Consider the following 25232-nt stretch of genomic DNA (forward strand, 5'->3'; position numbering starts at 1 on the left):
GCGGCCATGGCCCGCGCGGGGTTTTCTACGCCAAACACATTCACACATGTGATTGTATAAATTCAGAGGTGCTGAGATGCTCTCCCGTCGCGATTTCCTTCAGATGTCCATGGCCGCCTCCGCCATCTACGGCGCCTCTGGCTTTGGCCGGTGGGCCCGGCTCGCCGCCCAGCAGCGGCTGACGCAGGATGAGCTTCTGCAGTTCGACACTTTCGGCAATGTCTCCCTGATCCACATCACCGACATCCATGCCCAGCTGAAGCCGATCTATTTCCGCGAACCTTCGGTCAATATCGGCGTCGGCCCCAACAAGGGGGAGGTGCCGCATATCACCGGCGCCGACTTCCGCCGCCTCTACGGGATCGCGGACGGCGCGCCCTCGCATTACGCCCTTTCCTCCGGCGATTTCTCGGCCCTGGCGCAGGCCTATGGCAAGGTTGGCGGGCTCGACCGGGTTGCGACCGTGGTGAACGCGATCCGCGCCGACCGGCCCGATGCGCTTCTGCTCGACGGCGGCGACACCTGGCACGGCTCCTACACCTGCTACCAGACGGCCGGGCAGGACATGGTCAACGTCATGAACGCGCTGAAGCCCGACGCCATGACCTTCCACTGGGAATTCACCCTGGGATCCGAACGCGTGCAGGAGCTGGTCGAGGGCCTGCCCTTTGCCGCACTGGGCCAGAACATCTTTGACGCCGAATGGGACGAGCCGTCGGAGCTGTTCAAGCCCTATGAATTCTACGAATCCGGCGGCGTGAAGATCGCCGTGATCGGCCAGGCCTTCCCCTATATGCCGATCGCCAATCCCCGCTGGATGTTCCCCGAATACTCCTTCGGCATCCGCGACGAACATATGCAGGAAATGGTCGACGAGGTGCGCGCCGAGGGGGCGGAGCTGGTCGTCTGCCTGTCCCACAACGGCTTCGACGTCGACAAGAAGATGGCCGAACGGCTGACCGGCATTGACGTGATCCTGTCGGGCCATACTCACGATGCCCTGCCGGAGCCGGTGCTGGTGGGCGAGACGATCATCGTCGCCTCCGGCTCCAACGGCAAATTCGTCTCCCGCGTCGATCTGGACGTGCGCGACGGCAGGATGATGGGCTTCCGCCACAAGCTGATCCCGATCTTCTCCGACGTCATCACGCCCGATCCGGAGATGGCCGCGCTGATCGACGAACAGCGCGCCCCCTACCAGGCACAGCTGGAAGAGGTCATCGGCCATACCGACACGCTCCTTTACCGGCGCGGCAATTTCAACGGCACCTGGGACGACCTGATCTGCGATGCGCTGATGACTCAGCGCGACGCCCAGATCGCCATGTCCCCCGGCGTCCGCTGGGGCCCGTCCCTGACCCCCGGTGACGCAATCACCCGGGAGGATATCTGGAACGTCACCTCCATGACCTACGGAGAGGCCTACCGGTCTGAAATGACCGGCGAATTCATCAAGGTCATCCTTGAGGACGTGGCCGACAATATCTTCAACCCCGACCCCTACTACCAGCAGGGCGGCGACATGGTCCGCATCGGCGGCATGGGCTACCGGATCGACGTGACCGCACCCGTGGGCGAACGCATCTCCAACATGACGCTGCTTTCGACAGGAGAAGCGATCGACCCCGCGAAAACCTACACCGTCGCCGGCTGGGCCTCTGTCAACGAAGGCACCGAGGGGCCCCAGATCTGGGACGTGGTCGAAGCGCATATCAAGAGCATGGGCCGGATCGAGCTGGGGGAAAACACCTCCGTCGAAGTTGTCGGCGCATGATGTGAGAGGAGAGACAGGATGTCAGACCCAAAGACCAGCCCCTCCCGCCGCGCCTTTCTGCAGGGCGCCGCAACGGGTGCGCTGACGCTTGGCGCCACGGCTGCCAGCGCCCAGACGCCGGATCCGCTAATCACCGAAAAACAACCCTGGGCCACGGGCCTCGGCGACGGCGTGGATGCCACGCCCTACGGTCTGCCCATCCAGTACGAAGGTGACGTGATCCGTCGCAACGTGCCCTGGCTGACCGCCGATCCGATCTCCTCCATCAACTTCACGCCGATCCATGCGCTGGACGGCACGATCACGCCGCAGGGCTGCGCCTTTGAGCGTCACCATTCCGGCGCGATCGAGCTACGCAAGGAAGACTACCGGCTGATGGTCAACGGCGACGTGGGCCAGCAGCTGATCTTCTCCTACGCCGATCTTGAACGCTTCCCGCGCGAAAACCACGTCTATTTCTGCGAATGCGCCGCCAATACCGGCATGGAATGGGCCGGTGCGCAGCTGAACGGCGCCCAGTTCACCCATGGCATGATCCACAATATGGAATATTCCGGCGTGCCGCTGAAGACGCTGCTGGAAGAGGCGGGCTATGACACCGCCGCCGATCCCACCGGCAAATGGGTCTATGTCGAAGGCGCCGATGCCTCCTCCAATGGCCGCTCGATCCCGATGGAAAAGGCGCTGGAAGACTGCCTCGTCGCCTTCAAGGCCAATGGCGAGGCCCTGCGCAAGGAACACGGCTATCCCGTCCGCCTCGTCGTGCCCGGCTGGGAAGGCAACATGTGGGTCAAATGGCTCCGCCGGATCGAGGTGATGGATCACCCCGTGGAAAGCCGCGAAGAGACCTCCAAATACACCGACACGCTGGCCGACGGCACCGCGCGCAAATGGACCTGGGTGATGGATGCGAAATCTGTTGTCACCTCCCCCAGCCCGCAATCGCCGATCACCCATGGCAAAGGCCCGCTGGTCATCACCGGCCTCGCCTGGACCGGCCATGGCAAGATCACCCGGGTCGACGTGTCCAAGGATGGCGGCATGAGCTGGGAAACCGCCCGTCTGGCGGCGGAACCGGGCAACAAGTCGCTCGTCCGCTTCTACCTTGATACCGAATGGGACGGAGAGGAGATGTTCCTGCAATCCCGCGCCATGGACGAGACGGGCTATGTCCAGCCGACCAAGACGCAGCTGCGCGAGGTGCGCGGGCTGAATTCCGTCTACCACAACAATTGCATCCAAACCTGGTGGGTCAAACCGAACGGGGAGGCCGAAAATGTCGAAGTCTCTTAATCTCATGCTGGGCGCAGGCGTCGGCGCGGCGGTTGTGCTGGGTGTGGCCTATGGCATGGCCGGCGGCATGATCAACGCAGTGCCGGGCGCGACCGAATACAATATCGCCAATATGCAGAACGCGCCGGAACAGGCGGCCTCTGCGGTGGAAACCAAGGTCTCCGCGCCGGCGGAACCCGAAGCCACACCTGAAGCCCAGACCGCCGAAGCCCCCGCCGAGGCGGCGCCAGCGGAGGAGCAGACGGCAGAGGCTACGGCGGAGGCCCCTGCCCCGGCGGAAGAGCCGAAGCCAGAGCAGACGGCCGATGCCTCTGCCACCGCGCAATCCGACGCCCCGATACCCGCCGAAGACAAGACGGCTGAAGCGACGGCAGAGCCGGAACCGGCCAAGGAAGCGGCCCCCGCCCAGCAGGCGACCGCCGCTGACGCAGAGCCCTCCTCCGGCCCCTACGGCCTTGGCCGCGTCGCCATGCCCGAAGAGGTCGCTGCCTGGAATCTGGATGTTTCGCCGGATGGCACCGGCCTGCCCGTCGGCTCCGGCTCCGTCGAAGATGGCGAGATGATCTTTTCGGAGAACTGCGCCGTCTGCCATGGCGAATTCGCCGAAGGCGTCGACAACTGGCCCAAGCTGGCGGGCGGCGACGGCACGCTGGCCGATCCTGATCCGGTCAAAACGGTGGGCTCCTACTGGCCCTATCTGTCGACCACCTTCGACTATGTCCACCGCTCCATGCCCTTCGGCAATGCGCAGAGCATCTCGGTCGACGATACCTACGCCATCGTCGCTTATATCCTCTATTCCAACTATTTGGTCGAAGACGATTTTGTCCTGTCGAACGAGAACTTCCTGGATGTCGAAATGCCCAATGCCGACAACTTCATCATCGATGACCGGGCAGAAACGGAATACCCCCAGTGGCGCACCGACCCCTGCATGGAAAACTGCAAGAACGAGGTGAAGATCACGATGGAGGCCTCCGTCCTCGACGTGACACCGGAAGAGACGGCAGCCGAGGCGGCGGCGACAGCGCCGGACGCCGGGGACAAGGCCGACGCGTCTGACATGACCGCTGCTGAAGCCACTGCGCCCGCGACAGAAGACGCCGCAGTCGATACAGATGCCGAAACCCCGACAGAGGCCAGCGCCGAAGCGCCCGCCGCCGGTCCCGATCCGGAACTGGTCGCCGCAGGCGAGACTGTCTTCAAGAAGTGCAAGGCCTGCCACCAGGTCGGCCCCGACGCCTCCAACAAGACCGGCCCGGTGCTGAATGGCGTGGTTGGCGCCACCATCGGCGCCCACGACGGGTTCAAATATTCCAAGACCCTGGCAGAGGCGCATGACGCCGGTCAGACATGGGACGAGGCCACCCTGACGGACTTCCTCGCCAACCCCAAGAAAGCCATGAAGGGCACCAAGATGTCCTTTGCCGGCCTCAAGAAGGACGAGGATATCGCGGCGGTCATCGCCTATCTCTCCACCTTCACGCCGTAGACGCGGACCCGGGCCGCGCCATATCCTGCCAATGCGGCCCCCCGGCGGAGACGTCGGGGGGCCTTTGCTTCCGAAAGGACGAGATCATGCTGAAACTGGCCTTTGCCCTGACCCTCGCGGCAACTCCGCTTGCCGCGCAGGAGGTCATCACCACCCCCTTCGACGGCGCCTTTGCCGATGCCACCTTTGCATTGGAAAACGCCATCATCAGCGAGGGGCTGGTGGTCGATCACATCTCCCATGTTGGCGAGATGCTGAACCGGACGATGGCGGATGTCGGGTCGGACGTGACGATCTTCGACGCGGCCGATGTCTACCAGTTCTGTTCCGCCACCACCTCGCGCGAGGTGATGGAGGCCGATCCGCTCAACATCGCCTACTGCCCGTACGGGATCTTCGTCTTCGAAAAGGACGGCGCGGTCACCATGGGTTACCGCACCTATCCCGAGGGGCCGATGGACGCGGTCGAAGACCTGCTCGCCCGCATCGTTGCCGCCGCGACGGAATTCTGACCCTCAGGCCCCGTCCGGCACAAAACGATAGCCATCGGCGGTCTTCTCCGCCCGGCCGATACCGCCCTGCGGCAGGTGAAAGCCCACGATCCGCATCTGCTCTGACGCGATCCGGTCCATCAGCGCCACACGCGTCTGCGCGCCCAGATCCCCATCCTGATCGGAATTCACCGCCCATCCCGGCCGCGAAAAGGCCACGTGGTGATTGCCCACAGCATCGCCCAGGATCATCGCCGCATCCCCGCCCTGCCGCAGTTCGAACGACATATGCCCCGGCGTATGGCCCGGCGTCAGCACGGCTGCCAGCCCCGGCAACACCTCCTCGCCATCGTCGAAAAACCCCATCTGGTCCTCGACCACCTCCAGCCGGCGTTTGGCCCCCACGGCAAACGCCTGACGGTCCGGCGCGATCGTGTCGACGGTTTCGGGATTCCACCAGTAATCCCATTCGGCCCGGCCCATCATCATCTCCGCATTCGGGAAACGCGGGTCGTCAAAATCGTCAAGCAGCCCCCACAGGTGGTCGGGATGCGCATGGGTGAAGATCACATGCGTCACATCCTCCGGCGCGATGCCAAGCACATCGAGGTTGTCGGGCAGGTCGCCCGCGCTCGGCATGAAGCTCGATCCGGCGCCGACGTCGAACAGGACCGTGCGGTCGCCATCCTGCCAGAGCGTCACGTTGCATTCCGGCTCCACAACCTTGGGATCGACCCCGGTTGCGGTCAGGATCGGCCCCAGCTCCGCCTCCGGCAGGCCACCGAACATGAAATCGCCGGGCAGGACGAGATTGCCGTCGCTGACGGTGCGCAGCATGCCGGTCCCGATCTTCGCCTCCGCTACAAGGCGGGTGCCCGTGGCCCCCAGCCCCAGAACAGCCGCACTCCCCTGCAGCAGGGTCCTCCGCGTGAGCATGATGCCTCCTCCTCACATATTCATATGCATGATTGTAACGCCCGCAGGCGGAAACGAAAGAGCGCAGACCAAGTAAATGCGCACGGAGGGCCTGTAAGCCGGATTCTGTTCCCCGGCTGACGCCGGTTCGATGACCATTCCTCTGGACGCACGGTTACCCGGCGCCTCAAGCTGCCAACCCGAACCCCCCGGCCAAGGCGGCCTGCGGCGGTATCGGTTGCCCGACCTGGCCCGCGCGAGGTTCCTATTCGGCATTGCTCCCGGTGGGGCTTGCCTTGCGGGTCCGGTTGCCCGTCCCCCGGTGCGCTCTTACCGCACCGTTTCACCCTTACCCCCGAAGCCGGAGGCGGTCTGTTCTCTGTGGCGCTGTCCCTGGGGTCGCCCCCGCCGGGCGTTACCCGGCACCGTTGCCTTGTGGAGTCCGGACTTTCCTCGGGCATTCACCCGCGGCCATCCGGCCCTCCGTGCGCCATGGCCCCTAGCCCGGCAGGCGGCGCAAGGTCAACAGAATTGCGCAGAGCCACATCCTGCCGTTGCGAAGACTGCGCTTGACCCTGACATGCGTCAGGAAGACAATACAGACCGACTGGTCCAGTGACGACCGAGTCCCGGAGGAGCAGATGTCCACCCGCCCTGAACCCGCCGTCAGTCCGGTGATTGTCGTCGCCGCCGCCGCTGCCCTGCTGAGCCTCGCCATGGGCCTGCGGCAGAGCCTCGGCCTTTTCACCCAGCCGCTGACCACGGACCTCGGCATCGACGTCGCCGAATTCACCCTCGCCATCGCCGTACAGAACCTGGCCTGGGGCGTCTTCCAGCCGCTGGCGGGCGGTCTGGTCCCGCGCCTTGGCTTCCGCAATATCATGCTGATCGGTGCCGCGCTTTACATCACCGGCCTGCTGGGGCTGTCCATGGCCTGGAACCCGTTGACCATTTTCTTGACCGCCGGGCTCTGCATCGGCCCGGCCATGGGATTCGTCGGCACCGCCATCACCATGTCCGTGGCCAGCCGCGCCGTCTCTCCGCAAAGGCGCAGCCTGACGCTCGGCATCATCTCCGCGGCGGGCTCCGCCGGGACGCTTTACGCCGCCCCCCTCGGTCAGACCCTGACCCAGATGATCGACTGGCGCGCCGCCATGACCGGCTTCGCGATCCTTGCCGCGCTGATGATTCCCGCTGCAATCCTCGCCGGACGGATCGACCGTCAGCCCCTGCCCACGGCGACCCCCGGCGGCAGCGACAGCCTCTCCGGCAGGGACGCGCTGAAAAAAGCCCTCTCCACACCGCCCTTCGTGATCATGGCAGCCGCCTATTTCGTCTGCGGCATGCAGCTCATTTTCCTGACGACCCACCTGCCTTCCTACCTCGCGATCTGCGGCATGGACCCGATGCTGGGCGCACAGGCGCTGGCGCTGATCGGGTTCTTCAACATCCTCGGCAGCCTCTTCTTCGGCTGGGCCGGCGGGCGCTGGAACAAAATGGTGCTGCTGGGGATGATCTATCTCTGCCGCTCGCTTATCCTCGCCTGGTATTTCCATGACCTGCCGACACCGCAATCCACCCTGCTCTTTGCCGCGCTCATGGGGTTCCTCTGGCTGGGGGTCGGGCCGCTGGTCGCGGGCTCTGTGGCCGAGATGTTCGGTCTCAGATGGCAGGCGATGATTCAGGGGCTGGCCTTCATGTCGCATCAGTTCGGCAGTTTTGCGGGCGCTTTCGGCGGTGGCTGGCTCTACGACCACATGGGCAATTACACCTTGGCCTGGCAGCTGGGCGTGGGCCTCGGCCTCTTTGCCGGGATCGTGCAGATCGCCACGGCCCTCGCCACGCCCAGGCCGCCCGCCCCGGCGCCCGCCTGACCGCACATCAATTCCACGATAGACGCGCCCCGCCCCATCGGCCATGATCCGGCCGGAAGGGAGAGCCCCATGCGCAAGTTTCTCGTCATCCTCGACGACAGCCGCGAATGTCTGAACGCCATGCGCTTTGCCGCCATGCGTGCGGCCAAGACCGGCGGCGGCGTCGCCATCCTGTCGATCATCCCGCCGGAGGAATTCCAGCACTGGATCGGCGTCGCCGACATCATGCGCGAAGAGGCCCGCGAACGCATCGTCGTGCATTACGAGGTCTTCGCCAAATGGATGCGCGACCGGCAGGGCATCGACCCGGAGCTGGTCATCCGCGAAGGCGAACCTGTGACGGAAATCCTGACCCAGATCCGCGAAGACCCGGACATCGGGGTGCTTGTCCTTGGCGCGGGCACGGAAAAGAACGGCCCCGGACCGCTGGTCAGCCAGCTTGCGAAATCCTCCGGGTCGCTACCCATCCCGATGACCATCGTGCCCGGTGACATGTCCAAAGAGCGGCTGGAGGCGACCACCTGACTGACGCAAGGGGCGCCCTGTAGGCCGGCTGTTCTGTCTTTCCTCAGCCCGAATCCCCCACCTCTCACGGACAGCTGGGACTGCCATGTGCAGGCCCGGACCCTCCTGTCCTGCGGCAGGAAACGTCAGGTGCGGCCACCGTCGACATATTAGAACCGTTCTAAACCTTGACTCAGGCCGCCCTGGGGCGCATATCGGAGACCTGATCCAGAAAGGGCTCCCGCAGATGTTCATTCAGACCGAATCCACCCCGAATCCGGCGACGCTGAAGTTTCTGCCCGGCCAGACCGTGCTGGAAGCCGGCACCGCCGATTTCCCCTCTGCCGACACTGCCGGCAAATCCCCGCTCGCCTCCCGCATCTTCGCGGTCGACGGCGTCACCGGCGTGTTCTTCGGCACCGATTTCGTCACCGTGACCAAGGCCGATGCCGTGGAATGGGACCATATCAAGCCAGCCCTGCTGGGTGCGATTATGGAACATTTCCAGTCCGGCGCCCCGGTCATGGATACCGGCGAACAGGCTGCCTCCGGCCATGCCGACCACGACGGCGAGGACGGAGAGATCGTCGGCCAGATCAAGGAACTGCTTGATACCCGCGTGCGGCCTGCCGTGGCGCAGGACGGCGGCGACATCACCTTCCACGGCTTTGACCGTGGTGTGGTCTACCTGCATATGCAGGGCGCCTGCGCGGGCTGCCCCTCCTCGACCCTGACGCTGAAAATGGGGATCGAAAACCTGCTGCGCCATTACATCCCCGAGGTGACCGAGGTTCGTCCGGTTGCCGTCTGAGGCGGCCACGAGACCTCTGAGCGGGCGCTGCTATTGCGGCGCCTGTTCCATTTCTGCCGGCCCCCTGCTGACCGCCGCCTATTGCCACTGCACCGACTGCCGCCGCGTGACCGGCGGGCCCGTTGCGGCCTTTGCCGCCGTGGCCGAAGGCACCGTGACCGTCACCGGCCCCGTCCGGCACGTCGCGGCCACGGCTGGCGTCCTGCGCCAGTTCTGCGGCAGCTGCGGCTCGCCCCTGACCGCGCGGTTCGACTACCTGCCCGGTCAGGTCTACCTGCCTGTCGGGGTGATGGACGATCCCGACGCCCTAGCCCCCCGCCTGCACGCCCATGCCGCCGCGCGCCTTTGCTGGCTGCACATCGCGGATGACCTCCCGCGGGAGGCTGCCAGTTCCCGCGCGGTCATTCTGGGCCCGTCACCTGCGCCATGATCACGCTCGCCTTCGATACCTCGGCCGCCCATTGCGCCGCCGCGCTTGTGTCAGACGACCATGTCCTCGCCACGCGGGTAGAGGAGATGACCAAGGGACAGGCCGAACGCCTCTTCCCCCTGCTGGAGGAGGTGCTGGCCGAAGCGGGCCTCTCATGGTCCGACCTCGACCGCATCGGCGTCGGCGTCGGACCCGGCAATTTCACAGGCGTCCGCATCTCTGTCGCCGCCGCGCGCGGACTTGCCCTGTCGCTGGGTATCCCGGCGATCGGTGTGTCGACCTTCGAGGCCGTGCGCCACGCGGAACCGGAGGCCAGCGTCGCCGTCCCTGCCCCCCGTGATCAGGTCTATCTGGACAGGCCGGGCGCGTCCCCGGAACTGCTGCCCGCTGAACTGGCCGCAGGCGCGCTCTATCCGCCGGCGCCCGCAGCACTCGCCACGGCCATTGCAAAGGTCGCCCGGGATGCCGATCCGGTCAGCGCCCCCGCACCAAAACCGCTCTACCTGCGTCCCGCCGATGCTGCCCCGCCACGCGACGCCCCGCCGGAGATCGTCGCGTGACACCTGACGATCTGGCCCGCATCCACGCCGCCAGCTTCACCACGCCACGCCCCTGGACTGCGGTTGAATTCACCGACCTCCTGTCCTCCCCGCTGGTCTTCCTGACGCAGAGCGGCCCGGCCTTTGCCCTGGGCCGGGTCGTCGCCGGAGAGGCGGAGCTGCTCACCATCGCCACCGACCCCGCAGAGCGACGTGCCGGACATGGCCAACGCTGCCTCGCCATATTCGAAGCCGAGGCCGCAGCTCGCGGCGCAAGGGAACTCTTTCTTGAAGTTTCGGCGGAAAACCACGCCGCACGTGCCCTTTACGCCGCAGCAGGATGGGCCACAAAGGCCCGCAGATCGCGGTACTACACCACACCCGAGGGCCAACAGATCGACGCTGAAATCATGGGCAAAAACCTGACGTGACGTGACGCAAAATTCAGCGTTTGCCCAGCGTTAAGGCCGGATTCACCCTTGACCCGTGCCGATGCCAGCGCCTTAATCCCCCATGATCAACAACGATCTGTTGCCGGGCGGAGCCAACCGCCCCATGCCAACCGGGAGAAACCTATGACCCTGATGACCAAATTCCTTGGTGCTGCTGCCGCTGTCGCCCTGACCGCCGGCGCCGCCTCGGCCGAGCCTGCGATGATCTACGATCTTGGCGGCAAATTCGACAAATCCTTCAACGAAATGGCCTTTGCCGGTCTCACCCGCTATATGGAAGAAACCGGCGAAACCGTGCGCGAAATCGAGATGCAGTCCGAAGCGCAGCGCGAGCAGGCCCTGCGCCGCTTTGCCGAAGCCGGCGCCAACCCTGTCGTTATGACAGGCTTTGCCTTTGCCGACGTGCTGAGCGAAGTGGCCCCCGACTACCCCGACACCAAATTCGCGATCATCGACATGGTCGTGGATGCGCCCAACGTCCGCTCGGTCGTGTTCAACGAACATGAAGGCTCCTACCTCGTCGGCATGATGGCCGCGATGGCGTCGGAATCCGGCACCGTCGGCTTCATCGGCGGCATGGACGTTCCGCTGATCCGCAAATTCGCCTGCGGCTATGCCCAGGGCGTGATGGCCGTGAATGCCGACGCAACTGTCGTGGCCAATATGACCGGCACCACCCCGGCCGCCTGGAACGACCCGGTGAAAGGGTCTGAGCTGACCAAAGCCCAGATCTCCCAAGGCGCGGACGTCGTTTATGCCGCAGCCGGCGGCACCGGCGTTGGCGTTCTGCAGACCGCGGCCGACGAAGGCATCCTGTCGGTCGGCGTGGACAGCAACCAGAACTATCTGCACCCGGGTCAGGTCCTGACCTCCATGCTCAAGCGCGTCGACAACGCCGTCTATGACGCCATGAAGGGCGGCGTAGACCTCGAGACCGGCATCAATGTGATGGGTGTTGCCAATGGTGGCATCGATTACGCCATGGACGACAACAACGCCGAGCTCGTCTCTGCCGAGATGAAGACTGCCGTGGACGACGCCAAAGCGAAAATCGCCTCCGGCGAGCTGGAAGTGCACGACTACATGGCAGACAGCACCTGCCCCGCGCTGGACTTCTGATCCACGCCAGACGAATTCAGGCCGCGCCCCGGGGTGCGGCCTGTTTCAGTTTAATACGACAGACTGGGGGACAGGATGGCCGGAACCGAACCCGCGATCGAGCTTAAGGGCATTTCAAAGGCCTTTGGCCCGGTTCAGGCCAACAAGGATATCTCGATCCGCGTCATGCCGGGCACGATCCACGGCATCATCGGCGAAAATGGCGCCGGCAAGTCGACCCTGATGTCGATCCTCTACGGCTTCTACAAGGCCGACAGAGGTGAAATCTTCATCAATGGCACCAAAACTGACATTCCCGACAGCCAGGCCGCCATCGCCGCTGGCATCGGCATGGTCTTCCAGCATTTCAAGCTGGTCGACAATTTCACCGTGGTTGAGAATGTGATCCTTGGCGCCGAGGATGGCGCCCTGTTAAAGCCCTCCATCTCCAAGGCGCGCAAGTCGCTGGAACGGCTGGCCGATGAATATGAACTTAACGTCGACCCCGATGCGCTGATCGAAGAGCTGTCCGTTGGCCACCAGCAGCGCGTCGAAATCCTCAAGGCGCTCTACCGCGAGGCCGATATCCTGATCCTCGACGAGCCGACCGGCGTGCTGACGCCCGCAGAGGCCGATCACCTGTTCCGCATCCTCGACAACCTGCGGCGCGAAGGCAAAACGATCATCCTGATTACCCACAAGCTGCGGGAAATCATGGAAATCACCGACACCGTCTCTGTCATGCGGCGGGGCGAGATGACAGCCACGGTCAAGACCGCCGAAACCTCGCCAGAGCAGCTGGCAGAGCTGATGGTCGGCCGCAAGGTGCTGCTGCGGGTCGACAAGAAACCCGCAACGCCCGGCGAAACGGTGCTGGAGGTCAAAGGCCTGAACGTCACCGACGGTGCAGGCGTGCACCGCGTGAAGGACGTGAGCCTGCGTATTCGCGCCGGCGAAATCCTCGGCATCGCAGGCGTGGCGGGCAATGGTCAGTCCGAACTGATGGAAGTGCTGGGCGGCATGCGCAAGGCCACCGGGACCATCACGATGAACGGCCAGCCGATCGACCTGACCGGGGCCAAATCCGACGGCCAGTCGCGCCGCAAACGCGGCATCGCCCATGTGCCCGAAGACCGTCATGAAGAGGGGCTGATCCTCGAATATACCGCCTGGGAAAACACTATCTTCGGCTATCACCGCGATCCGAAATGGGCCGCCGGACCGCTGATGAAAAACGCCGCCGTCATCCAGGAAGCCCAGGCCAAGATGGAACGGTTCGACGTCCGCCCGCCGATCCCTTCGCTCAAAGCCAAGAATTTCTCGGGCGGCAACCAGCAGAAGATCGTCCTGGCCCGCGAGATCGAGAAGAACCCGGACCTCCTTCTTGTCGGCCAGCCGACGCGCGGCGTCGATATCGGCGCCATCGAATTCATCCATCAGGAGATCGTGCGCCTGCGCGACGAGGGCAAGGCGATCCTGCTCGTCTCTGTCGAGCTGGACGAGATCATGTCGCTGTCGGACCGCGTCGCCGTCATGTTCGACGGTCGCATCATGGGCGAACGCGACCCCGCCATGGCGGACGAGCGCGAGCTGGGCCTGCTGATGGCCGGGATCGCCGGAGAGCCGGACAAACCCGACTGGCAGGCGGTCGAGGAAAATATCGAGGCGGTCGAACACGGCGAGGAACCCAAACATGGATAAGATGCCGGCCTGGGCGGATATCGTCCTGATCCCCATCATCTCGCTCCTGCTGGCCGCCGCGCTCTCGGCGTTGGTGATCCTCGGCATCGGCGAGAACCCGGTCGATGCCTTCAAACTGATGGTCGAAGGCGCGCTGATGCGATCCTCGGGCTGGGGCTATACGCTCTATTACGCAACGAATTTCATCTTTACCGGCCTCGCCGTGTCGGTCGCCTTCCATTCACGCATGTTCAATATCGGCGGCGAAGGTCAGGCGATGCTGGGTGGGCTGGGCGTGGCGCTGGTCTGCCTCTACGTGCCCTGGCCCAACTGGTACCTGGCAATTCTGGGCTCTGCCGCAGGCGCGGCCGTTTTTGGCGCCGCATGGGCCCTGATCCCGGCCTATCTGCAGGCCAAACGCGGCAGCCATATCGTGATCACCACGATCATGTTCAACTTCATCGCAGCCGCCCTGCTGAATTACATCCTCGTGAACCTGCTGCGCCCGGTCGGCGCCATGGATCCGGCCACCGCCCGCTTTCCGGAGGCCACGAACCTGCCGACCTTTCAGGACATGTTCGCGACGCCCGACAACCCGCTCTTCCGTGGCGCGCCGGCCAACGTCTCATTCTTCCTGGCGCTGCTCGCCTGCCTCTTCGTCTGGCTGCTGATCTGGCGCACGCGCCTCGGCTACGAGATCCGCGCCTTCGGCTGGTCGGAAAGCGCGGCGAAATACGCCGGCATCTCCGGCACCAAGATCATCGTGATCTCCATGCTGATCTCCGGCGCGCTGGCCGGCATGATGGCCGTCAACACGACGCAGGGCGAATCCGAACGGCTGATCCTGAACATGACCGAGGGCGCGGGTTTCATCGGCATCGCCGTGGCACTCATGGGCCGCAACCACCCGTTCGGCGTGTTGCTGGCGGCCATCCTCTTCGGTTTCCTCTATCAGGGCGGGGCAGAGCTGGCGCTCTGGACCAATATCCCGCGCGAGCTGATCGTGGTCATTCAGGCGCTGGTGATCCTCTTCACTGGGGCGCTCGACAATATGGTGCGCATGCCGCTGGAGCGCATCTTCATCGCGCTGCGCCGGAAGGAGGGCTGAGCCATGGATTTCCTGACCATCCTGCAGGTGCTCGACTCGACCATCCGTCTGGCCACGCCACTGCTGCTGGCCTGCCTTGCCGGGCTCTTTTCCGAACGCGCGGGCATCTTCGACATCGGGCTGGAAGGCAAGATGCTGATCTCGGCCTTCTTCTCTGCCGCTGTGGCTTATGTCACCGGCAATGTCTGGCTGGGTCTGCTGGCGGGTATCGTCTCTTCGATGGTGCTCTCGGCCCTGCACGGCCTTGCAGCTGTCACCTTCCGGGGCAATCAGCTGATCTCCGGCGTTGCGATCAACTTTCTCGCCGCCGGCATGACTGTGCTGATTGCACAGGACTGGTTCAAACAGGGCGGCCGCACGCCATCGCTCAGCGGTGCCGGACGGTTCAGCCCGATCGAGCTGCCCTTTGCGGAGAGCCTGCAGGACGTTCCGGTGCTGGGGCCGATATATTACGAACTGATCTCCGGCCATACGATCCTTGTCTATCTGGCCTTCCTGATGGTCCCGGCCAGCTGGTGGATCCTCTACCGCACCCGGTTCGGTCTGCGCCTCAGGGCTGTCGGCGAAAACCCGGCCGCCGTCGACACCGCCGGCGTCTCGGTTGTTGAACTGCGCTATGCTGCGGTTGCGATCTGTGGCGTCCTGACGGGGGTCGCTGGCGCCTATCTCGCCACCGCACTGCAGGCCGGCTTTGTCAAAGATATGTCGGCAGGACGCGGCTATATCGCCCTCGCCGCCCTCATCTTTGCCAAATGGCGGCCGTGGTATGCGCTCTTCTCCACCCTGCTCTTCGGCTTTCTGCAGGCGCTGGCGCTGCGTCCGGACGTGATCCAGAACACCATCGGCATCAAGGTGCAGGTCCAGCTGCTGGACGCCCTGCCCTATATCCTGACCGTGATCATCCTCGCCGGCTTTGTCGGCCGGGCCATTCCGCCGCGCGCTGGAGGCGAACCCTACGTGAAAGAGCGGTAATCCAGCCGCATCAGCTGTTTGCGCACCGCTGACCGGTGCTGCCATCTTGCGGCAGTGCAGCAAGCGGGATTAGGAAAGGACATGCAGCTCTATTTGCCCATAGCCGAGGTTTCGGTGAATGCCCTTCTCCTTTTCGGGATCGGCGGCATCGTGGGCATCCTGTCCGGCATGTTCGGCGTGGGGGGCGGATTTCTGATCACGCCGCTGCTGTTCTTTGTCGGCATTCCGCCGGCAGTGGCCGTCGCGACATCCGCCAACCAGATCGTCGCATCCTCCATTTCCGCCGTGCTCGCCCATCTCAGGCGCAAGACCGTCGACCTGCGTATGGGGGCGGTGCTGCTGGCCGGTGGCCTTGCCGGGTCGGGGCTCGGGGTGTTTGTGTTCAACTACCTGCGCAGCCTTGGCCAGGTCGATCTGCTGGTCAACCTTTGCTACGTGGTCTTTCTGGGGGTCATCGGCGGGCTAATGTTTATCGAAAGCCTGCGCGCCCTGCACCGGTCGCGCGCCGCCCCCGGCACGGTTGCGCCGCCCCGGCCCCGCCGCCAGAAAGGCTGGGTCTATGCCCTGCCACTGAAGATGCGGTTCCGGACGTCGGGCCTGTATATATCCGTGCTGCCGCCGTTTCTGGTTGGCATGGCCGTCGGGACCCTGTCCGCAATCATGGGCGTGGGCGGCGGTTTTATCATGGTCCCGGCCATGATCTACCTTCTGCACATGCCGACGAAGGTGGTGATCGGCACATCGCTGTTTCAGATCATTTTCGTCACGGCCTTCACGACGCTTCTGCATGCGACGACCAACCAGACGGTCGATATGCTTCTGGCGGTCATCCTGATCCTGGGCGGCGTCATTGGCGCCCAGTTCGGCGCTATGATCGGCGCGAAGATGAAGGCCGAAAGCTTGCGCGTTCTGCTGGCCGCGCTTGTCCTCGCGGTTTGCATCAAGCTGGGCCTCGATCTGCTGCTGCGCCCGTCCGAACTTTATGAGATCGGAAGGCCGCTATGACCCGCCTCCTCTTCCTCCTGATCAGCCTTCTCCTGCCCTTTCCGCTTCTTGCGCAGGAGGAGGTCGTCCTTGGCCTGAGCCAGGACAGGGTCAGGATCACTGCAAATTTCGACGGATCGGAAATTCTGATTTTTGGTGCGGTCAAACGGGAAAGCCCGGTCATCGACCCGCCGCTCGACGTGATCGTCACCATCGCCGGGCCCGCCGAACCGCTGGTCATTCACAAAAAGGACCGTCGGGTCGGGGTCTGGGTCAACGCCCAGTCGGTCTATGTCAGCGCAGCCCCCAGTTTCTATGCTGTTGCCAGTTCCGGGCCCCTTGCAAAGGTCCTGCGGCAGACCGAAGACTTGCGCCATTCCATCAGCATTCCAAGAGCGATCCGTGCCGTGGGCGCCGCCTCCATCACGGAAAACCCGGTGGATTTCACCCAGGCCCTGATACGCATCCGGGAAGATCAGAATATCTATCAGAACCTGGAATCGTCGGTACAATTTGATCAGCAGACGCTGTTCCGCACCCGAATTTCGCTGCCCGCCAACCTGACCGAGGGCCAGTACGATGCCCGCGTGTTCCTGCTGAGGGAGGGGCACGTCGTGTCACGCTTTGATACCGGGCTGGAGGTGCGCAAGGTCGGCCTTGAACGCTGGCTCTATCTGCTGGCGAACAACCAGCCGCTGGCATACGGGCTTCTGTCGCTGGCCATCGCCATCGCGGCCGGCTGGCTGGCCTCTACCTTTTTCCGGGTGATCCGGTCGTCTTAGCGAAAAGAACGGCGCAGCTGCTGCGCCGCACCGGGGCTTTAACCGCGATCAGCAAGCGCAAGCGTATGTGCCCTGAGCCAGGACATGAAGCCGCGCGGGTCGGATTGCAGACGCTCCATATCGGCAGGGCCGATCGGGTCGCCCACTATGGGCTTCTGAGGCTTGTGACAGCTGTGCACGATCTCATGTAGCAGCATGGACTGACGCAGGATCGGGCTCAGCCGATTGGCGATCTGATACCAGCGGCTGTTTGAACCGGGAAAGAAGATCGGCACGACGCGCGCGCCAGACCGGCGGATCAGCTGCGCGGTAAAGACATTCCACTCCGCCTCTTCGACCGGACCGAACGCGGTACGGGAGGAGGCAACAACACCTGAGGGGAACAGCGATACCAGCCCGCCCTCTTTCAGATGCGCCATGGCCTTGGCGCGCATTTCCACCGATTTGCGCTGCGCATCCGCATCATGCGGAAACGGCACGGGGATCATGTAGCTTGAGGCGACCTCGTCGATACCGGTCAGCAATTGGCGGGTCAGGATTTTGTAATCGTCGCGCACCCGTCCGATCATATCGGCCAGGATCATGCCATCGACCATGCCATGCGGATGATTGGCAACCACCACCACCGGCCCCTGCGCCGGGATACGCGCCAGCTGTTCCTCCGGCGTCAGCAGATCGATCCCCATCACGTCCAGCGTCGCCCGCCAGAAGGCCTGCCCCTGCGGCGCGCCCCGTTTTTCGAACTTCCGGATCATGCGGATGATCGACACCTTGCCCGTCGCCCATTCGATCGCACGAATGATATTGCGACGCCAGGGATCCTCGAATGACGTGGAATAGGTCAGGGAACGCCGGTCGTATTTCGTAAAGACCAGCGGGTCCTCAGACGGAATCACACCGCCGCGGCGCGGACGGGTGAAATTGGCACGATTTTGAGCGCTGTCTACCAAAGGCGCCCCTTTCTACCCTTTCGGGCCGTCACATGTCTTCCCCAAAACGGTCCGCGACCAGAGCTTGCAAAGCATCCGCCAGCGCCTCTGCATCGGGGCCGGACGTTTCGACTTCAATAGTCGTTCCCTTCGACGCTGCCAACATCAAAAGCCCCATGATGGAATCGCCGCTTGCGGACATTCCGTCGCGGCTGATCTCGGCCCGGGCATCGAATCCTTCAACAACCTCGACCAGTTTGGCCGAGGCGCGCGCATGCAGACCTTTTTCGTTCACGATCTCGAACTTGCGGAAAATCTTGTCGCTCATATGCCGTTAATGCGCCGAAAGGTTCTGACTGTCGATATACTTCCGGCCCGCTTCCGTCGCGGCGCGCACGGCATCGCCCAGGGGAAGCTGCCTGGATTTCGCAAGCTTGATCAACAAGGGCAGATTGGCACCGTACAGGATGCGGCGATCTTCCGGACGGCAAGCCATGATCGACAGATTGGACGGGGACCCGCCAAACATATCCACCACCACGACAACCCCCTCGCCCATGTCGACACTGTCTGCCGCGTCACAGATTTCGATCTGTTTCGCCTGGCGGTCATGTGTCGCCTCGATGGAAATCGTCCGTATTCCGTCCTGCGAGCCGACGACATGTTCGACCGCCGCGAGGTATTCCCGCGCCAAACCGCCATGTGCAACGATCACAATGCCGATCAAGGGCTGTTGTCCTTCCAGTTTGTGGTTCAGCGACGCCGTGCTGCTCTTGCCCATACGCGCCCCCTAAGCCGTCGCCGCAGCGCGGCGTTCCAGCTCGCGATGCCTTATTGACACCTGCCAGCCGCTCTGTGCAAGGGCCCGCGACAGTCGTTCTGCCACAGTGACGGAACGATGCTGCCCGCCGGTACAGCCGAAGGCTATGGAGAAGTATGATTTACCCTCGGCCACATAAGCGGGAAGCAACATTTCCGTGAGACCAAGAACCTTGCTGAAAAACGCCGGGTACCGCGGATCGCCTGCAACGTAATCCTGCACGGTCTCTTCCGTGCCGTCATGACCACGAAGCGTTTCATCCCAGTAAGGATTGCGCAGAAACCGCGTATCGAACACCATGTCGATGCCCCGTGGCAGCCCGCGCTTGTAACTGAACGAGTGAACGGAAACTGCCAGGGATTGCCCCCGCCGCACGGCAAACCAGCGCTCGACCTCGGCCCGCATGTCATGGGGCGACATCTCCGAACTGTCGATAAGCAGATCCGCCCGCGCGCGGATGGGTCCCAGCAGATCAAGCTCCCGCGCGATTCCGTCCTCCGGCGACTCGGCCGGCGCCATGGGGTGCCGGCGCCGCGTCTCGGAAAATCGTTTCAAAAGCACATCGGCCCGACAGTCGAGGTAGAGAACCTCAAGCGTCGCGCGATCCGGGACCCAGCCGTCGATCGTTTCGATCAGCGCATTGGTCGAGAAATCCCGGTTCCGCACATCCACCCCCAGAGCCATCGGCCGTTGCAGCGGACCCGACTCCAGCAGCCGCGGCATGAGCGAAAGCGGAAGGTTGTCGATCGCCTCGTAGCCCAGGTCCTCCAGCGCGCGAATAGCCGTGGAGCGCCCGGCACCGGACGGTCCGGTCACAAGGACCAGACGTGCCGAGGTATTGCTGTCCGCTATTGGGCTCAAATCTTCCATCATCCACCCGGAGGGATCATTCGACCCTCCCCCCACGCAGATATTGAAGAATCGCGGGCGCGAAATGCGCGGTGCCGGTATTGTGAAGCAAAGGTACCGAGATCCCCAGCAAATTTTTGCTGCGCCGCGGCGGAAGACGGTCTGTTTCCATTTCGTCCAAAGTCACAACCAGCGCCAGTGGAACGTTGCTTTGGTATTCGCAGGCCAGAATGCCCACACCCCGCGCCTCGATCTTCCCGGCAATGGCGCCCGGCGGGGACAACAAAACCGAATCCTCGTTCCAGTTCAGGATGACCCGGTCATCGGCAACAAGCGTCGCCCCGAGCGCCATCAGTGCCAGCGCCAACGACGATTTTCCTGCCCCTGATTGGCCTGTGATCAGGACCGCCTGGTCCGCGACAGCAACCGCCGAAGCATGAAGTGTGAGCTGTGCCGTCAGGTCATCCTGCGGCGCGGCCATCAGATGGGAAGCCCGACGACGAACCGTGCACCAAGCGGGTCGGAGGTGATATCCGCATCCGTCGGGCGGATATTCTCCGCCCAGATCACACCGCCATGCGCCTCTACAATCTGCTTGGAAATGGCCAGACCAAGACCGGAGTTATTGCCGAAGTCATTTGCCGGCCGATGCGAATAGAACCTTTTGAAAATCTTCTGCAGCGACTGGTCGGGAATACCCGGCCCGGTATCTTCGACCACGATCAGAACCCGGTTGTCCCGCCGCCGCGCCCAGACCCGGATGGCGTCGCCATCTTCGCAGAAAGAGGATGCGTTGGTGATCAGGTTCACGAATACCTGGGCAAGCCGCGCCTCAAGCCCGTGCAGCACGATCGGGTCTTTCGGCAGGTCGGAGATAAAGTCGATGCCCTTTTCCTGCGCCTGATCCCCCAGATATTCGGAGATATTGCGCAGCATTTTGACAAGATCAAAGGCTTCCTGCTCTTCTTTCACCAGCTCGCTGTCCAGCCGGGACGCGTTGGAAATATCGCTGACAAGCCGGTCCAGACGACGCACATCATGGTCGATCACATCCAGCAGCTGTATCCGCTGATCATCACGTTTCGCCATGCGCAGCGACGCGACCGCGGACCGCAGAGAGGCCAGGGGGTTCTTGATCTCATGCGACACATCGGCGGCAAACTGTTCGTTCGCATCAATGCGTTCGTACAGGGCCGCAACCATGCCACGCAGCGCGCCAGACAGCCGCCCGATCTCATCCGGCCGCGCCGTCAGGTCGGGAATACGGACCCGCGCCGGCGAATGCGATTTATGTTCGCTGTCGCGCCCGACCTCTGCCGCGGCGGCCAGATCCGCCAGCGGATTGGCGATGGTGGAGGCAAGAACAAGGCTGAGCCCGATCGACACCAGCGTGGCAATCACGAACATTTCCAGCACGCGCTCGCGCTCGCGCCGAACGACCAGATCGATCTCCCCGGCGGAGGAGGCCAGAGCGACCGCGCCGATCCCTTCGCCCTCCGCCATGATCGGAGAGGCCACAGCCAGAAACGATCCGGCATCCCCCTGCCCCGTGCTGATCTGCGTATCGCCCTGCAGCGACGGCGCCACCAGCGCCCGCGCCTGATCCACCACCGGGACGTCGGGCCGTTCCGTCTTCCCGGATGAGAACACCGATGTCATACCGTTCCAGATGGCGGTCAGAAAATCGGTCAGAATGGTGGAATCCCGTCCCGTGCGGCCATCGTCCAGCGCGCGGAGAATAGTTCCAGACTTCTGCCCGATCAGCGCCCCGTCGCGGTCAAAAACATACAGGTCGACGCCCTTGTGAAGATCGATTTCCTCCAGCGTACGGGCGACATCGATGCCAACGCCGGAGGACAGATCGACAGGACCGTCTTCGGGCATCTGCGCCTCAAAGATGTCGGCAAGCAGCGAGGCCTCCGTCACCATGCCGGAGGCGCGCTGTTTGACCAGACTGGACCGGGAAGCCGACAGATAGAGAATACCCGCGACCAGAACCGTCAGCGCGATCAGGTTGAAAATGATGATTTTTCGCGTCAGAGGCGAGGCTTTGAGAGAAAACAGCCCGCGGCGTTCGCGCCGGACGCGAAGCGCTTCGTCAACGGTGGCGTTTGGGGCAACGAAATCGTCGCCCAGCACCACATCGCCGCTGGTGTCCGGCGCGTCGTCCCGCAAACTGATCCTCTCAGCGAGTGCCATCACTCTTCGTTATATCTGTACCCGATACCATACAGCGTCTCAATCGCGGAGAATTCCGGGTCGACGCTGCGCATCTTCTTGCGGAGACGCTTGATATGGCTGTCGATGGTCCGGTCATCGACATAGACTTGGTCATCATAGGCCACGTCCATCAGCTGATCGCGGGATTTCACAAAGCCGGGGCGCTGTGCCAGCGCCTGCAGCAGCAGGAATTCGGTCACGGTCAGCGAAACGTCCAGACCTTTCCAAGTCACGGCATGGCGCAGCGGATCCATCCGCAGCTCGCCCCGTTCCATCACTTTGGTTTCTTCGGTTTCCGGAATGACCTCACCGCCGATGGCATCCTGACGACGCAGCAGCGCGCGGATACGTTCCACCAGCAGACGCTGGCTGAACGGCTTCTTCACATAGTCATCCGCCCCCATGCGGAGACCCAGAACCTCGTCGATCTCATCATCTTTGGAAGTCAAGAAAATGACCGGCATGGTCGTTTTCTGACGCAGACGCTGCAGCAGATCCATCCCGTCCATGCGCGGCATCTTGATGTCCAGAACGGCCATGTCCGGCAGTTTCTTGTTAAAAGCGTCAAGTGCGGCCTGACCGTCGTTATAGGTCTCGACTTCGAACCCCTCTGCCTCGAGGGTGATGGCCACGGACGTCAGGATGTTCCTGTCGTCGTCCACCAGGGCGATCTTGGACATCGCGGATTTCCTTGTGCTGCTCAGATTTTATGCCTGTTTTTGGACATTAATCCCTTCTCCGCCCTTTACAATCAATCCCTAAACGCGAATCGCGCAAGTTTGGACGTATGAATTGTGGCGAAAATGTCTTACATTTGCCTTTATTGTCTCCGCATTGGACCCGACGTCATGCGCGGATTCGCACTTGGTTGCGCTAAACCGGAGGTGGTGGCGCTAACTGCGCCAAAGCGTCCTGTTCATCGCCTCCGGCGGCATGTTATGACGCCGTTTATCGGCCCATTTCGGCCATAACGGACACGTCCGCGCAAGCGCGGTTTGAGGAGCTAGGCACATGACAATCGGACGGGTAAACCCCAAATTCCGCCTTGAAGATCAGGGGATCACAGGTCTGGGTGATGTCTATTACAACCTGATCGAGCCCGCGCTGATCGAGACGGCCGTTTCCCGGGGCGAAGGCAAGCTGGGCCTTGGCGGCACCTTCCTTGTCAGCACCGGCAAATTCACCGGCCGCTCGCCCAAGGACAAGCATGTGGTGAAAACCGACAGCGTCATCGACACGATCTGGTGGGAAAACAACGCCGCCATGACGCCGGAAGGCTTCGACAACCTCTATGCAGATATGCTGGAGCATATGAAAGGCAAGGATTACTTCGTTCAGGACCTTCTGGGCGGTGCCGATCCGGCCTATTCGATCAATGTCCGCATGGTGACCGAACTGGCCTGGCACGGCCTCTTTATCCGCCACATGCTGCGCCGTCCGGAGCGCGCCGCGCTCGACGGGTTCATGGCGGATTTCACCGTCATCAACTGCCCCAGCTTCCAGGCCAACCCGGAGCGTCACTCCTGCCGCAGCGAAACCGTCATCGCGATGAACTTCGACAAGAAGCTTATCCTGATCGGTGGCACCGAATATGCCGGTGAGAACAAGAAATCCGTCTTCACCCTGCTCAACTACCTGCTGCCCGAAAAGGGCGTGATGCCGATGCACTGCTCGGCCAACCACGCCAAGGACAACCCGGTCGACACCGCCGTCTTCTTCGGCCTTTCCGGCACCGGGAAGACCACCCTTTCGGCTGACCCGAACCGCATCCTGATCGGCGATGACGAACACGGCTGGTCCGACCGCGGCAGCTTCAACTTCGAAGGCGGCTGCTACGCCAAGACGATCAACCTCTCGGCCGAGGCCGAGCCGGAGATCTACGCCACCACGAAGAAATTCGGCACCGTGATCGAGAACATGGTCTTCGACGAAGAAACCCTCGAACTGGACTTCGACGATGACAGCCTGACCGCCAACATGCGCTGCGCCTACCCGCTGGAGTATATCTCCAACGCGTCGGAAACCGCGCTTGGCGGCCACCCGAAGAACATTATCATGCTGACCTGCGACGCCTTCGGTGTCCTGCCGCCGATCTCGCGGCTGACCCCGGCGCAGGCCATGTATCACTTCCTGTCGGGCTTCACCTCCAAGGTGGCCGGGACCGAGCGCGGCGTGACCGAGCCGGAGCCGACCTTCTCCACCTGCTTCGGTGCCCCCTTCATGCCGCGCCGCCCCGAAGCCTATGGCAACCTGCTGCGCGAAAAGATCGCCAAGCACGGCGCGACCTGCTGGCTGGTCAACACCGGCTGGACCGGCGGCGCCTATGGCACCGGCTCCCGCATGCCGATCAAGGCGACCCGCGCCCTGCTGACCGCCGCGCTGGACGGATCGCTGAACGAGGCGACCTTCCGCAAGGATCCGAACTTTGGCTTTGAGGTTCCGGTCACCGTGCCCGGCGTCGATGCCACCCTGCTCGACCCGCGCGCGACCTGGTCCGACAAGGGCGCCTATGATGCACAGGCTCAGAAACTGGTCGACATGTTCTCCGAGAACTTCGCCCAGTACCTGCCTTACATCGACGAAGACGTGAAAGCGGCCGCCATCGGCTGATGCTGTCGCGGCTTGCCAGAGACCTCAAGCGCCTCGCCCTAACCGGCGGGGCGCTTTGCCTTTCCACCCTGTCCGCCTTGGCCGGAACAGAGTTTACGGCCCCCGTCACCTCGGTCAGATTCGGGGTGATCTGCAATCACCTTCCCGATGGCGATGAGGTCACGGCGCCCGACACCAACGCCGGCAAGATACGGACGGGGGGCAATCTGCCCGACTTTGACATCATGACCGACCAGGTGCCGGCCATGATAGGCTTCGCCTTCGGCATCGAGGTTGAAACCGATCCGGAAGCTGGCGCCTTCGCGGTCGAAATGCGGACCCAACACCCATCCTTCGGTGAAGGATATCTCGAAACCGAATCCTGGCCTTCGACAATGATGCCCGGTGGCCCCAAAGTGCGGCTCTTCACGTTCGAATTCGACTATGAGCTTGCCCCCGGCCGCTGGACCTTTGAGATCGTGAAAGATGGCGCCGTCATTCTCCGGCAGGATTTCGATGTTCTTCCCGAACTGGCCGCCCGGCCCATCCTGCAGCAATGCCCGGGCTACGGTGTCATTTCCTGACAACTGTCGATGTGGCGCCCACAGCTTTTGCGCATGAAAGGC

The 25232-nt window shown here is 63.1% G+C and carries 26 protein-coding genes and 1 other RNA gene; 18 read left to right on the top strand and 9 right to left on the bottom strand.

Annotated elements, in window-relative coordinates:
- The first annotated feature begins 76 nt into the window (after positions 1-76).
- The 4 genes from soxB to ACRARG_RS08965 all read left to right on the top strand — a co-directional run bounded on the left by soxB (position 77) and on the right by ACRARG_RS08965 (position 5071).
- Entirely contained in the window at positions 77-1774 is a 1698-nt protein-coding gene (gene soxB / locus ACRARG_RS08950; protein ID WP_432689667.1) for a thiosulfohydrolase SoxB, read from the top strand.
- An 18-nt stretch (positions 1775-1792) separates the two neighbouring features.
- On the top strand, positions 1793-3067 hold the full coding sequence (gene soxC / locus ACRARG_RS08955; protein WP_432689668.1) for a sulfite dehydrogenase: 1275 nt from the start codon (positions 1793-1795) through the stop codon (positions 3065-3067).
- 469 nt (positions 3068-3536) lie between these two features.
- Positions 3537-4559, top strand: coding sequence for a c-type cytochrome (locus ACRARG_RS08960; protein ID WP_432691340.1), 1023 nt, complete (start codon positions 3537-3539; stop codon positions 4557-4559).
- An 86-nt stretch (positions 4560-4645) separates the two neighbouring features.
- Positions 4646-5071: a DUF302 domain-containing protein gene (locus ACRARG_RS08965; RefSeq protein WP_432689669.1), complete on the top strand. Its 426-nt coding sequence runs from the start codon at positions 4646-4648 to the stop codon at positions 5069-5071.
- 3 nt (positions 5072-5074) lie between these two features.
- On the opposite strand, the gene ACRARG_RS08970 is transcribed toward ACRARG_RS08965, so the two are convergent.
- Both ACRARG_RS08970 and rnpB read right to left on the bottom strand, forming a co-directional pair.
- Entirely contained in the window at positions 5075-5986 is a 912-nt protein-coding gene (locus ACRARG_RS08970; RefSeq protein ID WP_432689670.1) for an MBL fold metallo-hydrolase, read from the bottom strand.
- A 78-nt stretch (positions 5987-6064) separates the two neighbouring features.
- An RNA gene (gene rnpB / locus ACRARG_RS08975) (RNase P RNA component class A) lies at positions 6065-6452 on the bottom strand.
- 154 nt (positions 6453-6606) lie between these two features.
- Here rnpB and ACRARG_RS08980 point away from each other — a divergent pair.
- The 12 genes from ACRARG_RS08980 (at position 6607) to ACRARG_RS09035 (ending at position 17199) form a co-directional block, all read left to right on the top strand.
- Positions 6607-7839 carry an MFS transporter gene (locus ACRARG_RS08980; RefSeq protein ID WP_432689671.1) on the top strand — a complete coding sequence of 411 codons (1233 nt, stop codon included), beginning with the start codon at positions 6607-6609 and terminating at the stop codon, positions 7837-7839.
- Positions 7840-7908: 69 nt separating this feature from the next.
- Positions 7909-8364: a universal stress protein gene (locus ACRARG_RS08985; protein ID WP_432689672.1), complete on the top strand. Its 456-nt coding sequence runs from the start codon at positions 7909-7911 to the stop codon at positions 8362-8364.
- Between the two features lie 226 nt (positions 8365-8590).
- Positions 8591-9154 carry a NifU family protein gene (locus ACRARG_RS08990; RefSeq protein ID WP_432689673.1) on the top strand — a complete coding sequence of 188 codons (564 nt, stop codon included), beginning with the start codon at positions 8591-8593 and terminating at the stop codon, positions 9152-9154.
- Positions 9144-9584 (top strand): GFA family protein, encoded by a 441-nt coding sequence (locus ACRARG_RS08995; RefSeq protein WP_432689674.1) that lies wholly within the window; start codon positions 9144-9146, stop codon positions 9582-9584. Before ACRARG_RS08990 ends, ACRARG_RS08995 begins: the two co-directional genes overlap by 11 nt.
- A complete protein-coding gene (gene tsaB / locus ACRARG_RS09000) occupies positions 9581-10144 on the top strand; it encodes a tRNA (adenosine(37)-N6)-threonylcarbamoyltransferase complex dimerization subunit type 1 TsaB (RefSeq protein ID WP_432689675.1) in 564 nt (187 codons plus the stop codon). Before ACRARG_RS08995 ends, tsaB begins: the two co-directional genes overlap by 4 nt.
- The gene (locus tag ACRARG_RS09005; RefSeq protein WP_432689676.1) at positions 10141-10554 is read left to right on the top strand and encodes a GNAT family N-acetyltransferase; all 414 of its coding nucleotides are present in this window, start codon (positions 10141-10143) and stop codon (positions 10552-10554) included. Before tsaB ends, ACRARG_RS09005 begins: the two co-directional genes overlap by 4 nt.
- 144 nt (positions 10555-10698) lie before the next feature.
- Positions 10699-11694 (top strand): BMP family lipoprotein, encoded by a 996-nt coding sequence (locus ACRARG_RS09010; RefSeq protein WP_432689677.1) that lies wholly within the window; start codon positions 10699-10701, stop codon positions 11692-11694.
- A 75-nt stretch (positions 11695-11769) separates the two neighbouring features.
- Positions 11770-13374: an ABC transporter ATP-binding protein gene (locus ACRARG_RS09015; protein WP_432689678.1), complete on the top strand. Its 1605-nt coding sequence runs from the start codon at positions 11770-11772 to the stop codon at positions 13372-13374.
- Positions 13367-14461, top strand: a complete 1095-nt coding sequence (locus ACRARG_RS09020; RefSeq protein WP_432689679.1) for an ABC transporter permease — start codon at positions 13367-13369, stop codon at positions 14459-14461. The genes ACRARG_RS09015 and ACRARG_RS09020 overlap by 8 nt, the downstream gene beginning before the upstream one ends.
- A 3-nt stretch (positions 14462-14464) precedes the next feature.
- The gene (locus ACRARG_RS09025) at positions 14465-15433 is read left to right on the top strand and encodes an ABC transporter permease (RefSeq protein ID WP_432689680.1); all 969 of its coding nucleotides are present in this window, start codon (positions 14465-14467) and stop codon (positions 15431-15433) included.
- 81 nt (positions 15434-15514) lie between these two features.
- The gene (locus ACRARG_RS09030) at positions 15515-16438 is read left to right on the top strand and encodes a sulfite exporter TauE/SafE family protein (protein WP_432689681.1); all 924 of its coding nucleotides are present in this window, start codon (positions 15515-15517) and stop codon (positions 16436-16438) included.
- Positions 16435-17199 carry a TIGR02186 family protein gene (locus tag ACRARG_RS09035; RefSeq protein ID WP_432689682.1) on the top strand — a complete coding sequence of 255 codons (765 nt, stop codon included), beginning with the start codon at positions 16435-16437 and terminating at the stop codon, positions 17197-17199. Before ACRARG_RS09030 ends, ACRARG_RS09035 begins: the two co-directional genes overlap by 4 nt.
- A 38-nt stretch (positions 17200-17237) precedes the next feature.
- Here the strand turns inward: ACRARG_RS09035 and ACRARG_RS09040 are convergent, their stop codons facing one another.
- The 7 genes from ACRARG_RS09040 to ACRARG_RS09070 all read right to left on the bottom strand — a co-directional run bounded on the left by ACRARG_RS09040 (position 17238) and on the right by ACRARG_RS09070 (position 22697).
- Positions 17238-18095: a lysophospholipid acyltransferase family protein gene (locus ACRARG_RS09040; protein ID WP_432689683.1), complete on the bottom strand. Its 858-nt coding sequence runs from the start codon at positions 18093-18095 to the stop codon at positions 17238-17240.
- Between the two features lie 82 nt (positions 18096-18177).
- Complete coding sequence (locus tag ACRARG_RS09045) at positions 18178-18456, bottom strand: HPr family phosphocarrier protein (protein ID WP_432689684.1); 279 nt, start codon at positions 18454-18456, stop codon at positions 18178-18180.
- Between the two features lie 6 nt (positions 18457-18462).
- Positions 18463-18855 (bottom strand): PTS sugar transporter subunit IIA, encoded by a 393-nt coding sequence (locus ACRARG_RS09050; RefSeq protein ID WP_432691341.1) that lies wholly within the window; start codon positions 18853-18855, stop codon positions 18463-18465.
- Positions 18856-18918: 63 nt separating this feature from the next.
- A complete protein-coding gene (gene rapZ, locus ACRARG_RS09055; protein WP_432689685.1) occupies positions 18919-19821 on the bottom strand; it encodes an RNase adapter RapZ in 903 nt (300 codons plus the stop codon).
- A 13-nt stretch (positions 19822-19834) separates the two neighbouring features.
- Positions 19835-20278 (bottom strand): HPr kinase/phosphorylase, encoded by a 444-nt coding sequence (locus ACRARG_RS09060; protein WP_432689686.1) that lies wholly within the window; start codon positions 20276-20278, stop codon positions 19835-19837.
- Positions 20278-21996, bottom strand: a complete 1719-nt coding sequence (locus ACRARG_RS09065; protein ID WP_432689687.1) for a sensor histidine kinase — start codon at positions 21994-21996, stop codon at positions 20278-20280. The genes ACRARG_RS09060 and ACRARG_RS09065 overlap by 1 nt, the downstream gene beginning before the upstream one ends.
- Complete coding sequence (locus ACRARG_RS09070; protein WP_432689688.1) at positions 21996-22697, bottom strand: response regulator transcription factor; 702 nt, start codon at positions 22695-22697, stop codon at positions 21996-21998. Before ACRARG_RS09070 ends, ACRARG_RS09065 begins: the two co-directional genes overlap by 1 nt.
- 331 nt (positions 22698-23028) lie before the next feature.
- On the opposite strand from ACRARG_RS09070, the gene ACRARG_RS09075 reads away from it, so the two are divergent.
- Together ACRARG_RS09075 and ACRARG_RS09080 are read left to right on the top strand one after the other, a co-directional pair.
- Entirely contained in the window at positions 23029-24627 is a 1599-nt protein-coding gene (locus ACRARG_RS09075; protein WP_432689689.1) for a phosphoenolpyruvate carboxykinase, read from the top strand.
- Positions 24627-25190, top strand: coding sequence for a DUF3859 domain-containing protein (locus ACRARG_RS09080; RefSeq protein ID WP_432689690.1), 564 nt, complete (start codon positions 24627-24629; stop codon positions 25188-25190). Before ACRARG_RS09075 ends, ACRARG_RS09080 begins: the two co-directional genes overlap by 1 nt.
- Positions 25191-25232 lie beyond the last annotated feature (42 nt).

The organism is Pseudooceanicola profundi, from assembly GCF_050897955.1.
Taxonomy (GTDB): Bacteria; Pseudomonadota; Alphaproteobacteria; order Rhodobacterales; family Rhodobacteraceae; genus Pseudooceanicola.

What these genes read in the sequence shown, in the direction of transcription:
- ACRARG_RS09060 (WP_432689686.1), bottom strand. Translation starts at nt 20,278, where the DNA reads ATGGCCGCGCCGCAGGATGACCTGACGGCACAGCTCACACTTCATGCT.
- ACRARG_RS08970 (WP_432689670.1), bottom strand. Translation starts at nt 5,986, where the DNA reads ATGCTCACGCGGAGGACCCTGCTGCAGGGGAGTGCGGCTGTTCTGGGG.
- ACRARG_RS08960 (WP_432691340.1), top strand. Translation starts at nt 3,537, where the DNA reads ATGCCCGAAGAGGTCGCTGCCTGGAATCTGGATGTTTCGCCGGATGGC.
- ACRARG_RS08985 (WP_432689672.1), top strand. Translation starts at nt 7,909, where the DNA reads ATGCGCAAGTTTCTCGTCATCCTCGACGACAGCCGCGAATGTCTGAAC.
- soxB (WP_432689667.1), top strand. Translation starts at nt 77, where the DNA reads ATGCTCTCCCGTCGCGATTTCCTTCAGATGTCCATGGCCGCCTCCGCC.
- ACRARG_RS09015 (WP_432689678.1), top strand. Translation starts at nt 11,770, where the DNA reads ATGGCCGGAACCGAACCCGCGATCGAGCTTAAGGGCATTTCAAAGGCC.
- ACRARG_RS09070 (WP_432689688.1), bottom strand. Translation starts at nt 22,697, where the DNA reads ATGTCCAAGATCGCCCTGGTGGACGACGACAGGAACATCCTGACGTCC.
- ACRARG_RS08980 (WP_432689671.1), top strand. Translation starts at nt 6,607, where the DNA reads ATGTCCACCCGCCCTGAACCCGCCGTCAGTCCGGTGATTGTCGTCGCC.
- ACRARG_RS09080 (WP_432689690.1), top strand. Translation starts at nt 24,627, where the DNA reads ATGCTGTCGCGGCTTGCCAGAGACCTCAAGCGCCTCGCCCTAACCGGC.
- ACRARG_RS09030 (WP_432689681.1), top strand. Translation starts at nt 15,515, where the DNA reads ATGCAGCTCTATTTGCCCATAGCCGAGGTTTCGGTGAATGCCCTTCTC.
- ACRARG_RS09025 (WP_432689680.1), top strand. Translation starts at nt 14,465, where the DNA reads ATGGATTTCCTGACCATCCTGCAGGTGCTCGACTCGACCATCCGTCTG.
- tsaB (WP_432689675.1), top strand. Translation starts at nt 9,581, where the DNA reads ATGATCACGCTCGCCTTCGATACCTCGGCCGCCCATTGCGCCGCCGCG.
- ACRARG_RS09020 (WP_432689679.1), top strand. Translation starts at nt 13,367, where the DNA reads ATGGATAAGATGCCGGCCTGGGCGGATATCGTCCTGATCCCCATCATC.
- ACRARG_RS09075 (WP_432689689.1), top strand. Translation starts at nt 23,029, where the DNA reads ATGACAATCGGACGGGTAAACCCCAAATTCCGCCTTGAAGATCAGGGG.
- rapZ (WP_432689685.1), bottom strand. Translation starts at nt 19,821, where the DNA reads ATGATGGAAGATTTGAGCCCAATAGCGGACAGCAATACCTCGGCACGT.
- ACRARG_RS08965 (WP_432689669.1), top strand. Translation starts at nt 4,646, where the DNA reads ATGCTGAAACTGGCCTTTGCCCTGACCCTCGCGGCAACTCCGCTTGCC.
- ACRARG_RS08990 (WP_432689673.1), top strand. Translation starts at nt 8,591, where the DNA reads ATGTTCATTCAGACCGAATCCACCCCGAATCCGGCGACGCTGAAGTTT.
- soxC (WP_432689668.1), top strand. Translation starts at nt 1,793, where the DNA reads ATGTCAGACCCAAAGACCAGCCCCTCCCGCCGCGCCTTTCTGCAGGGC.
- ACRARG_RS09010 (WP_432689677.1), top strand. Translation starts at nt 10,699, where the DNA reads ATGACCCTGATGACCAAATTCCTTGGTGCTGCTGCCGCTGTCGCCCTG.
- ACRARG_RS09065 (WP_432689687.1), bottom strand. Translation starts at nt 21,996, where the DNA reads ATGGCACTCGCTGAGAGGATCAGTTTGCGGGACGACGCGCCGGACACC.
- ACRARG_RS09045 (WP_432689684.1), bottom strand. Translation starts at nt 18,456, where the DNA reads ATGAGCGACAAGATTTTCCGCAAGTTCGAGATCGTGAACGAAAAAGGT.
- ACRARG_RS09035 (WP_432689682.1), top strand. Translation starts at nt 16,435, where the DNA reads ATGACCCGCCTCCTCTTCCTCCTGATCAGCCTTCTCCTGCCCTTTCCG.